Raw genomic sequence first — 14,269 nt, 5'->3', positions numbered from 1 at the left:
ACGGGCCCTCAGCGCAGGTAGCCCAGCCCCGGATGCTCCGCCGCGTACCCGGCCACCAGCCGCCGGGCCACCCCGACCGAGTCCACCAGCGGATGCAGCGCGAAGGCCTTGACGGCGTCCGCCCGCGATCCGCTCGCCGCCGCGGCGAGGACCTCCCGCTCGGCGGCCTTGACCGAGGTCACCAGGCCCACGGCGTGCAGCGGCAGCGGATCGACGGCGACCGGGTGGGCCCCGTTGGCGTCGACCAGGCAGGGCACCTCGATGACGGCCTCGGCGTCGAGCACCGACAGGGTCCCGCGGTTCTGGACATTCAGGATCAGGGTGGCGCGCTCGTCCCGGGCGATGGCGCGCATCAGGGCGAGGGCCACCTTCTCGTACCCGCCCGACTCCAGGTCGCTCTCCTCGCGCGCGCCGACGCCCGCGACCTCGCGGTTCTCGGCCATGTACGTGGCTTCGCGCTCGGCCCTGGTGCGGTCCCAGGCGGCCAGCGCCGCCCCGGGCGCCTGATCCGGCCGCCCGGCCTCGGCGTAGAAGCCCCGCTGCTGGTCGCGCAGGAACGCCCCGCGCGTCTGCTTGGCCTCCTGGTAGGCCCGTACCGTGTCGCGGTTGAAGTAGTAGTAGTGCAGGTACTCGTTCGGGATCGCCCCGAGCGAGCGCAGCCACTCGGCCCCGAACAGCCGGCCCTCCTCGAAGGATTCCAGCGCCTGCGCGTCGGCCAGCAGCCGCGGCAGTTCGTCGCGCCCGCCGATCCGCAGCCCGCGCACCCAGCCCAGGTGGTTGAGGCCGACGTAGTCGATCCAGGCGTCCTCGGGCCGGGCGCCGAGCAGCCGGGCGATCCGCCGCCCGAGCCCGACCGGCGAATCGCAGATGCCGATGACCCGGTCCCCGAGCTCCTCGGCCATGGCCTCCGTGACCACCCCGGCCGGATTGGTGAAGTTGATCACCCACGCCCCGGGGGCGGTACGGGCCACCCTGCGCGCGATCTCACGGGCCACCGGCACCGTCCGCAGGCCGTAGGCGATACCGCCCGCGCCCACCGTCTCCTGGCCCAGCACTCCCTCGGCCAGGGCGATCCGCTCGTCGGCGGCCCGCCCTTCGAGCCCTCCGACGCGAATGGCCGAAAACACGAAGTCGGCGCCGCGCAGGGCCTCGTCGAGATCGGTGGTGGCCGTCACGGCCGGGGCGTCCGCGATTCCGTCGGCCTGGTCCGCGAGCACCCGTGCCATGGCACGGAGCCGGCCGGAGTCCTCGTCGTACAGGGTCACGTGCGACACCCTGCCCTCGGCGTGATCGCCGAGCAGGGCTCCGTAGACGAGCGGTACCCGGAATCCGCCCCCGCCGAGGATCGTCAGCCGCACGCCCTTACCGCCTTTCGCAGTGCCACGTTTCGTGGCACCAGTCTCCCCCGCGGGATCACTCCACCGGCGACGGCACGGCCCTCAGCCGCGGCGGCTGGTGCTGCTGCGCCCCGGAACCGCCCGGCAGCGGACCCGTCGCCGCGCCCTGCGGCGTGGAGAGGACCAGCGTCATCCGGGTCAGCCCCATGCCGTCGAGCATCGGGCCGGATTCCGCCACCATCCGGCAGCGCACCACGCCCCAGCCCGGGTCCGGGTGGCGCACGGTGCGCACGGCACCGTCCTGCTCCGCGGCCTCGGCCCCGTGGGTCGTCAGCCAGTGCGGAACTCCGTACCGGTAGGCGGCCTCCATGAACGGGTCACGGGCCACCTCCTGACGGATGCTGCGCAGCCCCTCGTCGTCGGGGGCGGCGGCCAGCGCGGTCGCGAACCGGGCAAGCAGCGGTACGCACCAGGCCGGTTCGTGGTCCTCCAGCACGGCCGCGGCGTCCGGGTGGAACAGCACGAAGCGCAGGAAGTTGTCGTCTGGCAGTGCGGTCGGGTGCGGGCGCACCGACTGGAAGAGCCGGTCGAACGCCGAGTTGGTCAGGGCCACGTCCCAGCGGTGGTCCACGAGGAAACTCGGGTAGGGCACGGCTTCCATGAGGGCCGCGTAGTCACACAGGTAGTCGCGCTGCGCCGGATCGTCGGGCAGCCGGTTGTCCTCGGCCGCGCGCCAGGTGGGCGGCGGGTCCCGGTCGACCATGATCCGGAAGAGCCAGAAGCACTGCCGCTCGCTCATTTCCAGGGCTTCCGCCAGGGCGAGCAGTTTGCGGTCCGTCCACTCCTTGACCAGGCCGCGCTCCCAGTTCCCGTACGCGCGCACGCTGATGCGCAAACGCGCCGCCAGGTCCTCCTGGCTCAGCCCCAGTTCCTCCCGGCGCTGGCGCAAAATCTCCTTGCGTCGCTCCGACCGCACGGCGCCGCGTGCGGACTCCTCGCCCGCGGGGCGCTCCCCACCGATGTGGGCGAGCCCTTCGGACGGGCCCACCGCTGCGAGATGTGGCACCGAGAGCTCCCCCCATCTTTATTACGGTCTGGATCTTCATTTCCGTGTGGCGATCCTGCTACCGACTTCATTCGAGTGTCAACTATTGTGGCAATTCCAGCCTCCGGGCAGCTCGATCCCGCCACAGATGTGGCACGTTCTAGCCGTACGGACAGAGACCGGATAGATTCCTGGAGCCGACCACGTGCCCGTACCCCGACCTCGCGCGATCTAGGAGAACCACTGGTGACAGACGGCTTCCCGGCTCCCGTCGCGGTGGCCAACACGCTCCTGGCAGCCACCGTCACGCGAGTCGCAGAACTCGCGGGCAAGCTGGGCCGCGACCTGAACCAGGTCTTCGACCTGCGCCGCCTCTCCGAGGCTTCGGGCGTACCCGCGGACGTGGTGCGGAGCCTGCTGGACGGCAGGCCCGCCGGTGAGCCCGATCTCCAGACCCGGTTCCTCCAGCGCCTCGACCTGCTGCGGCGCACCCGCGTCAAGCCCAACGGCCGCCGCTACACGCAGCAGGAGATCGCCGACGGCGCCGCCATGTCGCGCCAGCAGGCCGGGGCCCTGATCAACGGGGACAGACGGCCGACCATGGAACACTGTGACGCGATCCAGCGGTTCTTCGGGGTGCACGCCGGATTCCTCACCGCCCACGACGCAGACGCGCTCACGGACGCCCTCCAGCGCACCGAGCAACAGCTGCTTCAGGACTTCGCGGGCCGCGCACGGGAAACCGCACCCGCCCCGGCCGCTTCGGCGGGGGATCCGCTGGCAAGACTTCTCCAGAACCACGGCGTACGGGGCATCGCCTGGAGAGCCGCCCAACTGCCCAGCGACAAGCACCGGGACAAGGTGACCGAATGGCTGGACATGCTTCTCGAAAGCGTCAAACCGAACGAATCCTGACCCAGTCGAAAGTCTGGGTCTGATCCTTGAGTCCTGATCCGGATCCGCGCCGACGGGGAGAACGGTGAGCATAGGCAGAGAGCAGCGGCGGTTGTGCGGGGAGCTGGTGGCAGGCATCAACCTGACCGCGCCCGTGGAGCCCGTGGACCTCTACGCCGCCCTCTGCGAGGGCATGAGCAAGCACCGCGGCCGCCGGGTGGAGTTCCGGATGGCCTCGTTCCCGCCGGGGACGGCCAGCGGCCTGTGGCTCGACATGGCGGACCGCGATCTGGTGGTCATCGAGGAACGCACCGCACCCGACCACCAACTGGTGATCCTCGGGCACGAGTTGTGGCACATGAAGGCCGGTCACTGCAGCCACCACGTCGACGGCGCCGCCGTCGCCGCGCGGCTGTTGTCGGACGAGGCCGACATCGGTGAGACCGTGCGCCGCGTCGCCGCGCGCACCCGCGCCGACGTCCAGGAGGAGACCGAAGCGGAGACCTTCGGCCTGCTGCTGGGCAGCCGGTGCCGCACCTGGCTGGCCGGATCGGCCAGCCACCGCGCACCGGCACAGCGGGACCAGCTGGCCGGCCGCATCGAGGCCGCGCTCGGATACCGGGGGCACAGGAACGACCAATGAAAGGCCAGGACTACTACACACCGGCAGCCGCGATGGCGATCGCACTCGCCTTCAAGCTGCCGACCTTGCGCAACAATTGGCGTGATCCGCTCCTGCGGTCGGTCTGTGCCCTGCTCACCCTGGCCAGCGCCGTGTTCACCTTCGCCGCCCCGCCCACGATCGCGGCGGTCAACCGCTGGACCGGCATACCCAACTTCTCCGCCCCGTTCGTCTACTGCCTGATCACCGCCTTCAGTGCCGCCTGCCTCGTGCTGATCGTCAACTGGCGCGGTGGTCCACCGGAGGAGACCCGGCGGGTCTCGCGCGCCTGGATCCTCGGCTACTCCGCCGTGATCGTGATGCTGATGGTGCTGTTCGCCCTCGGTGACAGCCCGGTCGAGCGGCTGCGGGACTTCGACACCTACTACGCCAACACCCCCTTCATCCGGGAGATGATCGCCCTCTACCTGGTGGCCCACAACGTGGCCGCCTTCGTGATGGTCGCGATGTGCTGGCGCTGGTCCCTGCAGGTGCGCGGCTGGCTCCGCGCCGGCCTCGTGATCATCGTCATCGGGTACGTCTTCAACCTCTGCTACGACGCCACCAAGATGACCGCAGTCGTGGCCCGCTGGACCGGCCACGACCTGGACTGGCTGAGCACCTCCGTGGCACCGCCCGTCGCCTCCATCGGAGCCAACGTCAGCGCCATCGGCTTCGTGCTCCCGCTGGTGTTCCAGCGGCTGTCCGACAGCTGGCAGTACTGGTCCACGTACCGGCGGCTGGGCACGCTCTGGCGCGAGGTGCGCAGCTGCGGCCCGCAGCCGGTCCCCGGCGTGCGGATGGCCTGGTGGTCCGCCGCGGAGTTGCGGATGATGCAACGGGAGTCGGACATCCACGACGGCTTCCTGCACCTCGGCCCGTACTTCAACCAGCGCCACCGGGACGACGCCCTCGAGCGGGCCCTCGGGACCGGCGCCGACGAGGACACCGCGCGGGCCGTCGCCGACGCGGCCATGGTCGCGGCCGCCGTGCGCGCCCGGGCGGCCGACCCCGAGGGGCGGGTCATCGGGGCCAGCGACGAGGGGGCCCCGCCGCCCGCCGACGGTCCCCGCGACCTCGTACGGATCTCGTGCGCACTGCGCAACTCCCGGGTGGTGGCCGAATGCCGACGGCAGTCGTCCCTGTCGGGGCGCTGATCAGCGGCGGCCCGGGCCGGTGATCAGCGCCCGGCGGCCAGGGGCAGGGACGGGAACAGGTCCTGGAACGGCGCCGCCGAGTCGATACCGTCCCGCCCGAAGGGCGCGTCGAAGCTCCACACCATGAAGAGCAGGAACACGATCAGCGCGCTGAACAGCCCCGCCAGCAGCAGCTCCCGCCCCGAACGCCGGATCTGCAGGGTGAAGATCAGCCCGACGGTGACCAGCCCGCCCGCGACCAGCCCCAGCCAGACCACCCCCGGCAGCGTGGACTCGTCGGTCTGCGTCCGCTCGTGGCGGGCGTCGTCGGCGGCCGCGATGTGGTCCAGCAGCGGCTGGTAGGCCTGCGCCTGCAGTTCGTTGCCCGGGCTCTGGTGGGTGACGCCGCTGCGCAGCTTGCCGAGCAGTTCGCCGCCCTCCGGCGACACCGGCGCCCCGGAGGTCAGCCGCGGCCAGTCCACGCTGACGGTGTGGGACACGTACGCGTTGACCTCGCCGCGGATCCGGTCGCGGACGGCGGCCGGGTAGACGTCGGCCCGCTGGGTGACCTCGTACAGGGACTGGGCCTCGCGGCGCACGCTGTCCTCGGCGGCGCCGCGCGCCTCCCAGACGCCCGCGATGGCCAGGCCGAGCACGATCGCGTAGACCACACCGACCATCATCACCATGTACTCGAGGACGTCGGGGGTTTCGCTGGTGTCCTCGTCGTCGGCGACCCGGCGGTGCCGGATCGCGGTGAAGGCGAGGACGAGGGCGCAGACGAGCGCCATGGCGATGGCCAGGACCAGCCATTCGGACACGAGGGTTCTCCGTAGGTCGAAACGAGCGGACTGAGCGGACTGAAGGTGGGGCGTGGCTAGCCGCGGCTCCTGGAACGGGGCCGCAGCGCGACGGCCGCGAGCACCGCCGGGGTCGTGACGACGACCATGAGCATCAGGGTGGACATGCCGTCCGGGCCGCGCCGCGCCAGGGCCGAGGAGTGGTACGGGCGCACGTGGAAGCGCCCCGCCGCCCCGGCCCCCGCTGCGACCCGGTGCGGAGCCACCGCTCCGCCCGGAGCCGCCTGCGTGACCCCGGGCGCCTGCGCCGCGGCCGCCCGCGGCTGCGCCACCGCGGGCCTTGCCTGCGCCGTCGGCCCGGGGACCGGCTCCGCCGCCGCGCCGGGCGGCGCGGGCGCGAGCGGCCCCAGCCCCGGATGGCGCACCGTCGGCCCGGCCGGGCCGGGCAGCAGCACCCGGGCGGTCGGCCGCACGGCCGGAGCCGGACTCGGCGTCGACGCCGAGGGCGGCGCCGCGGGGGGCCGTGGCTGCGACCCGGCCGGCACGCACAGGTCGACCCGGGCGCCGCGCCCGTGGCCGTCTCCGGCGACCGCCACGTGACCGTGCAGCGGGCAGAGCGCCGCCACCAGGCCGGCCCCGGCGAAGTACTGCCAAGCGGTCACCGCACGTTCTCCCGATTCAGCAGCAGGGATGAGGGCTACGCCTGAAGAAACGATCACGGCGGTGGTTCGACACGCCGCAGACGGGTCAGGATCCCCACTCGGGAGCCGCGGGCCACCCGCGCTCGCTCAGCCGATGGAAAGCGCCGGGCCGGTGACCATGAGGCCGAGGTCGTGGCCCGCGTAGGCGAAGAAGGCGAACAGGACGAGTCCGGCGCCGCCCAGCGCCACGTCCTTGAGGAACTGCGTCTGCTCCATCTGCTTCGACTGCGGGTCGGTCTCCTTCCAGAAGCCGTGCATCAGCAGGGCCACCGAGAAGCAGAAGCCGGCGAGCGCGAGCGCGCCGATGTCCGCCCAGAGGCCGACGGCGACGCTGATGGCACCCGCGACGATGACCAGCCCGGACAGCACCGTGGCCGGGGCCGCCAGCGGAACCCCGCGCGAGGCGGCGTAGCCGGCCATGTCCTGGGTCTTGGTCAGGTGCGCGAACCCGGATCCGGCGAAGAGGAGGACGAACAGCAGGCGTCCGATCAGCACGAGCACATCCATGGTGACCTCCGAAGAGCATCATTTGGACTTATATGCACCTTATGTTGCTTATGCACCAATGAACGAGCTCACCCGTCCGGCCTATTCCGCCACGGCGCGGCCCGCTCCCCCCGCTGATGATCGGAGAACCCGATCCCGCAGCTCAGCGGGGTCGCCCCGGGGAGTACAGGGACGGTGGCAGGTGGACGCGGACGGCTCGCAGACCCTCGAAGCACAGGTCGACGCCCTGATGGACGGCCTCCGGGCAGATCTGGAACGGCTCGCGTCGATCCCCTCGGTCGCCTTCCCCGGATACCCGCCGGAGCCGGTCCTGGAGGCGCACGACCTGATCGTCTCCCTGCTGCGCGAGGCGGGCGTCCCCACCATCGAGCGGATCGACCTCCCGGACACCGCCCCGGTCATCTATGGCGAGATCCCGCCCCCGCACCCGGACTCCCCGACCGTCCTGCTCTACGGGCACTACGACGTCCAGCCCGCCGGCAACCCGACCCTGTGGCGCTCCCCGCCCTTCGAGCCGACGCCCGTGGCCGGGGTCCCCGGCGCCCTGCGGGCGCGCGGGATCGCCGACGACAAGTCGAACGTGATCGCCCTCCTGGGCATGCTCCGGGTCTACGGCGGGCGCCCGCCCGTCGGGATCAAGCTGGTGATCGAGGGGCAGGAGGAGTACGGCAGCCCCTTCGACGACTACCCGCCCACCGATCCGGACCTGTTCGCCTGCGACGCGATGGTCATCGCCGACCTCGGCAACCTGCGGCCCGGCACCCCGACCCTGACCACCGGTCTGCGCGGGGCCTGCGAGGTCGTGGTGGAGGTACGCACCCTCAAGGAGGCGCGGCACAGCGGGGAGTTCGGCGGAGCCGCCCCCGACGCCCTGCTGGCGCTGCTCCGGGCGCTGGCCACCCTGCACGACGAGCACGGAGACGTGGCGGTGCCCGGGCTGCGCCGCGATCCCTGGGAGGGAACGACCTACACCGAGGCGGAGTTCCGCGAGCTGGCCTCCGTCCGGGACGGGCTGCCGCTGATCGGCACCGGCTCGCTCGGCGAGCGGCTGTGGAGCGGGCCCGCCGTCACCGTCATCGGGCTCGACGCCCCGGACGTGGCGGGCGCCGCCTCCGCCGTGGTCCCGTACGCGCGGGCCAAGCTGAACCTGCGCTTCCATCCGCTCCAGGACCCGAAGGAGGCCCGGAGCGCGCTCGTGAAGCACCTGCGCGCGCAGCGCCCCTTCGGGATCCCGCTCACCGTCACCCCCGGCGACACCGGCCCCGGCTTCGAGGCGCGGACGGGCGGGCCGGCGTACCGGGCGGCGCTGACCGCCCTGAAGGAGGCCTGGGGCACGCAGGCCTCGTACGTGGCCACGGGCGGCTCCATCCCGCTGGTGAACGGCCTCGCGCGGGCGGCTCCGGGGGCGGAGGTGCTGCTGTTCGGCGCTCAGGACAGCATGTGCAATCTGCACGCGCCGAACGAGCGGGTGCTGCTGTCGGAGGTGCGCAACACGGTGGTGGCGATGGCCGCCTTCGTCCGGGAGTACGCGGCGGACTTCGGCGCGGCCCGCTCCCCCGAAGCCCCCCGGGACCCCTCCGGAGGCGCCCGGTGACCACCGCGACCCCGCCGCCAGCCGCCCCGCCGCCGTCGGCCGCGCCGGCTCCCCCCTAGGGTCCGGCGCCCGCGCGGAAGTTCTCCTTCCCCAGCGCGCTGACCATCCTGGCCATCGTCACCGTGGCGATCTGGCTGCTGGGCCTTCCTCGTCCCGGCAGGCGAGTGCGACCGCAACGACAGCGGCGCCCCCGTCGCCGGCACCTACCACCGGGTCGAGGGCACCCAGAGCTTCACCGATCGCCTGAACGACCTGTTCCTCTCCCCCGTCAACGGGCTCTACGGGCTCCAGGACCCCAAGACCGGCCAGGTCGGGCCCACCTTCAGCGGTGATCTGTACGGCAGCGCGGGCGTGTTCCTCTTCGTGCTCGCCATCGGCGCCTTCATCACCGTCGTGTTCGCCACCGGGGCTCTCGACCGCGGCATCGCCCCTCGCCCACCGGCTGCGCGACCGCGGGGCGCTGCTGATCGCCGCCGTGATGGTGGTCTTCTCGATCCTGGGCACCGTGGAGGGCTTCGCCGAGGAGACCCTCGGGTTCTACGGCCTGCTGGTGCCGATGATGCTGGCCCTCGGCTACGACCGGCTGGTTGCCGTCGGCTCGCCTTCCTGATCCCCTCCACCTCCGGGCACGCCACGCTCACCATGCCGATCCTGGCCCCGCTCGCCGACTTCGCGGGCGTCTCCCGCGCGCTGATGGTGACGGCCTGGCAGTCGGCGAGCGGCTGGATGAACCTCTGGGTCCCCACCACCGCCGTCACCATCGGCGGTGTGGCACTGGCCAAGGTCGGCTACGACAAGTACCTGTGCTTCGTCTGGCCGTTGCTCGGCATCCTCTGCGTACTGATCTGCGGGTTCCTGGCCCTGGGCGCCGCGATGTGAGGGCCGGCCGAGCCCCCGGTCAGTTCCCGGTGTGGCGCGTACCGTCGAACTTGTACGGCCAGGACACCTCCGCCGCGACGGACACCTCACCGGTACCCGCCGGAACCTTGAGCACGGTCATCCCCAACTGGCTCTGGGTGTACGCCCCCCAGCGGATGCCCGTCGTGCCGGTCCAGCCGCTGTAGGCGAACTCCTGGTAGCGGCCCGGGCCCATGTCGACGGTAGTGGTCCGCAGCGTGAGGCACGCCACGAGCGCCCCGCCGTCACTCGTCCGCCAGAGGGGCCCGTAGGGGGTGCGGGTGGGCTCGGAGGCGGTCTTCAGCGAAGCCGGGTTCCCGAGCCGCTCCGGCAAGCTCTTCCTCGCGGCGGCCCGGTCGGCGGCGGCGCCGTCGATCCCCGCGCTCCAGGAGATCCCCTCGGTGTCCGGGCCCGACGCGCCGTCGACGTAGTCGTCATAGCGGCCGCAGACGGTGGCCGGGTCGGCGGCCAGCTTCGTGGCGTCCCCTCCGGTCACCGCCCGGCCGTCGGAACCCGTGGCGGGCTGGGGCAGGGCCGTGACCGACGGCGCGTACGTCTTGAAGGCCTGGCGCCAGACCCCGTCCGCGCCCTCGTGGTAGAGCGACCAGACCAGACTCGCCGACTTCTCCGTGGAGCCGACCATCGTGGACGTCGTCTCGTACGCTCCGAGGATCCAGCGGCCCTTGGCGTCCGGGCCGGATCCGGCCCACGCGTGCACGGCCGGTGAAGTCGCGGGCGAGTTCGTCGGCGCGGGCGGGGCTCCGGTCCCGTGCTTCTTTCCGTTGTCGGCGATGGCGAGCAACTCGTCCAACCACGGCCCTTCGGCGACCCCCTTGATCACCTCGGGGTCCGAAGCATCCGCCTCCGCCCGCTTGTTGGCCTCCTCGACGATGCCCCGCGCCTCGTCGGCCGTCAGCGGGCGCACCGAGGCCGCTGGAGCGGAGGTCGCCGGTCCACCGGGCGCCTTCGCGTCGGACTCCTGCCGGCAGCCGACGGCCGCGCACAGCAGCACCATCGTGGCGATGACCGGGACGGAACGCCTCATCGTGTCTCCCCCTGAGATCGAGTGCGAAGAACCGATCTTCCCTCAGGCACTGCCCCGGCCGAACGCCGCCCCCTGGCCGGGGGTACGCGTGAGGGGCGCGGCCCGCGTCAACGGGTCGCGCCCCTCACCGAGTCACAACTGCCTGCTCAGGCCTCCGGGTTGCCGCCGAAGCGCTCGCGGTACGACTCCAGGTCCTCTTCGGTGATCCGCGGGAAGAGCACCGCCGGAACCGTGAACGGGGTGCCCGCCGGCACCGCGTCGAGGGACGCGGCCTGCTCCGGGGTGACCCAGGTGGCCGTGTCGTCGGCGAGGTCGAACGAGGAGCGCATGGCGCGCGCCGAGGCCGGGATGAACGGCTCGGAGACCACCGAGTAGAGGTGGATGAGGTTCATCGCCGTGCGCAGGGTGAGCGCCGCGCCCTCCAGGTCGGTCTTGACCTCCGTCCAGGGGGCCTTCTCGTCGAGGTACGCGTTTCCGGCCGACCACAGGGCGCGCAGGGCGGCCGCGGCCTTGCGGTACTGGAGGGCATCCATGTGGCCCTCGTACTCGGCCAGCAGCTCGGCGATCTGCTCGCCCAGCTTGGCCTCGACCGCGCCGGCGGCGCTGCCGGCGGGGACCTCGTCGCCGAACTTCTTGCGGGAGAAGGTCAGTACGCGGTTCACGAAGTTGCCCAGCGTGCCGCCGAGGTCCTTGTTGACCGTGGCGGTGAAGTGCTCCCACGTGAAGGAGGAGTCGTCGGACTCGGGCGCGTTGGCGATGAGGAAGTAGCGCCAGAAGTCGGCCGGGAGGATCTCCAGCGCCTGGTCGGTGAAGACGCCGCGCTTCTGCGAGGTGGAGAACTTGCCGCCGTAGTACGTCAGCCAGTTGAAGGCCTTGACGTAGTCGACCATCTTCCACGGCTCGCGGACGCCGAGCTCGGTGGCGGGGAACATCACCGTGTGGAACGGGACGTTGTCCTTGGCCATGAACTGGGTGTAGCGGACGTCCTCGGCCTCGTACCACCAGGACTTGTAGTCGCGGTTCGCCGGGTCGGCGTCCGCCCACTCCTTGGTGGAGGCGATGTATTCGATCGGAGCGTCGAACCAGACGTAGAACACCTTGCCGTCGGCGGCCAGCTCGGGCCACGTGTCGGCGGGGACCGGGACGCCCCAGTCGAGGTCGCGCGTGATGGCGCGGTCGTGCAGGCCCTCGGTCAGCCACTTGCGGGCGATGGAGGACGCGAGCTGCGGCCACTCCTCCTCGTGCTCCGCGACCCAGGCCTCGACCTCGACCTGCAGCTTGGACTGGAGGAGGAAGAGGTGCTTGGTCTCGCGGACTTCCAGCTCGGTGGAGCCGGAGATCGCCGAGCGGGGCTCGATCAGGTCCGTGGGGTCCAGGACGCGGGTGCAGTTCTCGCACTGGTCGCCGCGGGCCTTGTCGTAGCCGCAGTGCGGGCAGGTGCCCTCGACGTAGCGGTCCGGCAGGAAGCGGCCGTCGACCGGCGAGTAGACCTGCCGGATCGCGCGCTCCTCGATGAAGCCGTTCTGCTGGAGCTGGCGCGCGAAGTGCTGGGTGATCTCGCGGTTCTGCTCCGAGGAGCTGCGGCCGAAGTAGTCGAAGGACAGCTCGAAGCCGTCGTAGACCGCCTTCTGGGCGTCGTGGGCCTGCGCGCAGAACTCGGCGACCGAGAGGCCGGCCGCCTTCGCGGCGAGCTCGGCGGGGGTGCCGTGCTCGTCGGTGGCGCAGATGTAGAGGACGTCGTGGCCGCGCTGGCGGAGGTACCGGGAGTACACATCCGCCGGAAGCATCGACCCGACCATGTTGCCCAGGTGCTTGATCCCGTTGATGTAGGGAAGCGCGCTGGTGATCAGGTGTCGAGCCATCCTCGGATGCTCCATTTCATATATGCCGGTACGACGTGACGTGCGGTTCATCGTATCGAACCGCCGAAACGCCACGCCCCGCATTTCTTCGGGGTGGACTGGGGGTACACCGCGGAACTGAGCGGTGCAAAGCAAAAGCGAGGACTGTGACCACTCCGTCACGGCCCTCGCGCTGCGGCCATGGTACAGCGGGCCGGGCAGCCCCCGGACCGCCGTCCACACCGGTGGGGACACCGCCCGTGGCGGCCGCGGACGGTGCTCCGTCGAGCGGCGCGGGCGCGGGGCGGCCCCGGCGGCGCGCCGTCAGTCGCGGCCGCCGCCCCGGGCGCCGTCGACGGCGGTGATCCGGACGCCGCTCGCGAGTCTGCCCGCGCAGTCTCCGCCGGCGCCGACGGCTCCGTCGGCTCCGGCGGCTCCGTCGGCTCCGGCGGCTCCGTCGGCTCCGGCGGCTCCGCCCGTTTGCGGCACCGCGGTCTCCTCGGTGACCCCGTCGGCGGAGACGGCCAGCGGTGTGGTGCCCTCCCCCGTCCGGAGCAGGTCGCGGGCGGTGGCCCGGGCGATCCACGGCGCGAGCAGGTACCGGGCCCGGCCCCCGTCCGTGCTCCCCTTCCCGTTGCGCGATGAGCGGCTCAGGGTCAGCGCGGCGGCGGTGGTCACGTTCGCCTCGTCGGTACGGGCGAACGCGAGGATGGTCACACGCCGTGCCCTCCGGAGGGGAACGAAACGGGCGCACAGGAGAACGGCATATGCGTTTGCGCTGGTTGAGCGCGCGTGCGATCGACATCGATCAGCACATGATCATCACCGAACGTAATCCCTCCAGCTTTCGTCTCTGCGCCCTCCGAGTGCGCCCGCGCTGATTTCCTTGCCCCGCACACGGGATGGGGTGGAGCGGTGAGCGATGGCAGCGGTCCGGAGGAGTCCGGTGGCGGGGCCGTGGGTCTGCCGAGCCGGCGACGGCGGCCGGCGCCCATGAGCCAGTGGGATTCGACGGCGCGCCTGTCGTACTGGGCCTTCCACGCCGACCGACGCCCGGCCTACATGCGGTTCGCGTACCTGCAGCTGGGCTCGGACGCGGCGGCCGAGGAGGCGGTCGACGCCGCCTTCGACTCGATCATGGGCGAATGGCTGCGGATGCTGCACATGGACCGGCTCGACGCCTACGCGTGGACCGTCCTCAAACAGCGGCTCATCGACCGCCAGTTCAGCCGCAGCCCCTGGCCGGAGCCGATGGACACCAGTGCCTTCGAAGCGGCGCTCAAGGAGGCCCACGCGGAAGCCGACCAGTACGAGGTGCTCACCGACACCATCCGCTTCTACTCCGCCGTCTCCCGGCTCGCCGAACGCCAGCGCGACGCCGTGCTGCTGCGGTACGGGCTCCAGTGCACCCCCGGCGAAGCCGCCGCGATCATGGGTGTCGACGAGGCCACGGTGCACTCGCAGCTCGGCCAGGCGCAGCGGCGCCTCGCCCGGCTGCTCGACACGTCGGCCGAGTCATGAGCCGCAACACGAGCCGCGGAACCCGTCGCGAGGACGGTGGGCTCCCGCGGTCCCTGGAGCAGTTCCTGGCCCGGGCGAGCGTCCGCGACCGCTATCCGCACTACGACCTGGGCGCGGCGGAGGCCCGGCTGCTGCGGAGCGCCGACACCGCGGCCCCGGCGCCGAAACCGTCCTCCGCCCCGGCGCCCCGGCGCGGCGGAACCCCCGCCCGGCGCCGCACGTTGGGCTGGAGCGACCCCTCGCGCGACCTCCCGCTGGACGCCGAGCGGGCAGGCCGCGACCTCAAGGCC

General features: G+C 72.0%; 13 protein-coding genes and 1 pseudogene. 6 read left to right on the top strand and 8 right to left on the bottom strand.

Features of this window, described 5'->3' with window-relative positions; all coding sequences use genetic code 11:
• Positions 1-8: 8 nt before the first annotated feature.
• Both AC3IYI_RS33150 and AC3IYI_RS33145 read right to left on the bottom strand, forming a co-directional pair.
• Positions 9-1,358, bottom strand: a complete 1,350-nt coding sequence (locus tag AC3IYI_RS33150; RefSeq protein ID WP_489407134.1) for a 6-phospho-beta-glucosidase — start codon at positions 1,356-1,358, stop codon at positions 9-11.
• 55 nt (positions 1,359-1,413) lie between these two features.
• Positions 1,414-2,403, bottom strand: a complete 990-nt coding sequence (locus tag AC3IYI_RS33145; protein WP_489407133.1) for a helix-turn-helix domain-containing protein — start codon at positions 2,401-2,403, stop codon at positions 1,414-1,416.
• A 225-nt stretch (positions 2,404-2,628) separates the two neighbouring features.
• Here AC3IYI_RS33145 and AC3IYI_RS33140 point away from each other — a divergent pair, with 225 nt between their 5' ends.
• The 3 genes from AC3IYI_RS33140 (at position 2,629) to AC3IYI_RS33130 (ending at position 5,094) form a co-directional block, all read left to right on the top strand.
• Positions 2,629-3,297, top strand: a complete 669-nt coding sequence (locus tag AC3IYI_RS33140) for a helix-turn-helix domain-containing protein (protein WP_243338946.1) — start codon at positions 2,629-2,631, stop codon at positions 3,295-3,297.
• Between the two features lie 64 nt (positions 3,298-3,361).
• The gene (locus AC3IYI_RS33135) at positions 3,362-3,919 is read left to right on the top strand and encodes a toxin-antitoxin system, toxin component (RefSeq protein ID WP_489407132.1); all 558 of its coding nucleotides are present in this window, start codon (positions 3,362-3,364) and stop codon (positions 3,917-3,919) included.
• On the top strand, positions 3,916-5,094 hold the full coding sequence (locus tag AC3IYI_RS33130) for an MAB_1171c family putative transporter (RefSeq protein ID WP_489407131.1): 1,179 nt from the start codon (positions 3,916-3,918) through the stop codon (positions 5,092-5,094). The genes AC3IYI_RS33135 and AC3IYI_RS33130 overlap by 4 nt, the downstream gene beginning before the upstream one ends.
• A 23-nt stretch (positions 5,095-5,117) precedes the next feature.
• Here the strand turns inward: AC3IYI_RS33130 and AC3IYI_RS33125 are convergent, their stop codons facing one another.
• From AC3IYI_RS33125 to AC3IYI_RS33115, 3 genes are all read right to left on the bottom strand, one after another.
• A complete protein-coding gene (locus tag AC3IYI_RS33125) occupies positions 5,118-5,894 on the bottom strand; it encodes a bestrophin-like domain (protein ID WP_489407130.1) in 777 nt (258 codons plus the stop codon).
• Between the two features lie 56 nt (positions 5,895-5,950).
• On the bottom strand, positions 5,951-6,535 hold the full coding sequence (locus AC3IYI_RS33120) for a hypothetical protein (RefSeq protein WP_489407129.1): 585 nt from the start codon (positions 6,533-6,535) through the stop codon (positions 5,951-5,953).
• Between the two features lie 126 nt (positions 6,536-6,661).
• Positions 6,662-7,081, bottom strand: a complete 420-nt coding sequence (locus AC3IYI_RS33115) for a DoxX family protein (protein ID WP_489407128.1) — start codon at positions 7,079-7,081, stop codon at positions 6,662-6,664.
• 181 nt (positions 7,082-7,262) lie between these two features.
• Here AC3IYI_RS33115 and AC3IYI_RS33110 point away from each other — a divergent pair, with 181 nt between their 5' ends.
• Positions 7,263-8,675 carry a M20/M25/M40 family metallo-hydrolase gene (locus AC3IYI_RS33110; RefSeq protein ID WP_489407127.1) on the top strand — a complete coding sequence of 471 codons (1,413 nt, stop codon included), beginning with the start codon at positions 7,263-7,265 and terminating at the stop codon, positions 8,673-8,675.
• 98 nt (positions 8,676-8,773) lie between these two features.
• A pseudogene (locus AC3IYI_RS33105) lies at positions 8,774-9,554 on the top strand (hypothetical protein).
• A 19-nt stretch (positions 9,555-9,573) separates the two neighbouring features.
• Here AC3IYI_RS33105 and AC3IYI_RS33100 read toward each other — a convergent pair.
• From AC3IYI_RS33100 to AC3IYI_RS33090, 3 genes are all read right to left on the bottom strand, one after another.
• The gene (locus tag AC3IYI_RS33100; protein ID WP_489407126.1) at positions 9,574-10,617 is read right to left on the bottom strand and encodes a DUF8094 domain-containing protein; all 1,044 of its coding nucleotides are present in this window, start codon (positions 10,615-10,617) and stop codon (positions 9,574-9,576) included.
• 146 nt (positions 10,618-10,763) lie between these two features.
• Positions 10,764-12,479 (bottom strand): methionine--tRNA ligase, encoded by a 1,716-nt coding sequence (gene metG, locus AC3IYI_RS33095; RefSeq protein WP_489407125.1) that lies wholly within the window; start codon positions 12,477-12,479, stop codon positions 10,764-10,766.
• Positions 12,480-12,782: 303 nt separating this feature from the next.
• Positions 12,783-13,175, bottom strand: coding sequence for a hypothetical protein (locus AC3IYI_RS33090; protein WP_489407124.1), 393 nt, complete (start codon positions 13,173-13,175; stop codon positions 12,783-12,785).
• Between the two features lie 198 nt (positions 13,176-13,373).
• Between AC3IYI_RS33090 and AC3IYI_RS33085 the strand changes: the two genes are divergently transcribed.
• Complete coding sequence (locus tag AC3IYI_RS33085) at positions 13,374-13,979, top strand: RNA polymerase sigma factor (protein WP_489407123.1); 606 nt, start codon at positions 13,374-13,376, stop codon at positions 13,977-13,979.
• The last annotated feature ends 290 nt before the right edge of the window (positions 13,980-14,269 follow it).

It is taken from the genome of Streptomyces sp. GL_148, assembly GCF_057834205.1.
The sequence above is the reverse complement of the archived record's forward strand: the minus strand, read 5'-3'. Positions and strand labels throughout refer to the sequence as shown.